Source organism: Bartonella sp. AP58NXGY (assembly GCF_042195785.1).
In the GTDB taxonomy this organism is placed as follows: Bacteria; Pseudomonadota; Alphaproteobacteria; order Rhizobiales; family Rhizobiaceae; genus Bartonella.
Window position 1 is genome coordinate 1 of record NZ_JBHIOY010000456.1, and the last position, 500, is coordinate 500.

The 500-nt window shown below is 33.6% G+C and carries 1 pseudogene; it reads left to right on the forward strand.

The annotated features are described in order from the left end of the window. A pseudogene (locus tag ACFINC_RS11975) lies at nucleotides 1–500 on the forward strand (hypothetical protein); the annotation flags it as partial.

Sequence of the window (500 nt, forward strand, 5' to 3'; positions counted from 1 at the left end):
GCCATTTCTGCCCGTCCTCCTTTTTCTTTTGTTCCTGGAACTTTTACATTTTATAATGTTGATTTAAAACATAATAATATTCATGTAAAAATACCTCAAATTTCTCTTAAAAATGTATCCTTAAAAGATAAAGACAGAACAATCACATCACGTCTATTACAATCAATGATGCGTATTGATCTTGCCTCAATAAGTGCGCCTAATATACAGCTTTCTATAGAAAATAAAAACAAACGAACAGAAACAGTTGAAGTCAAGAATTTCCAGCTTTCTGACTTTAAAGGCGGCCATATTCGTTCCGTTAGTATCAAAAATATGGATCTTAAAACGGTCGCAGTCAATGGCGATAAACAGATGCAACTGATGGCTAAAAGTGATACAATAAAGGCTTATGATATTGACATCAATTATGCCTATTCTATCATTTTCGGAAAAAATAACGCTCTCAATCAAGGGAAAACCGTTACAGGTCCTATCTCTCTGAACAATATAAGTGTCGA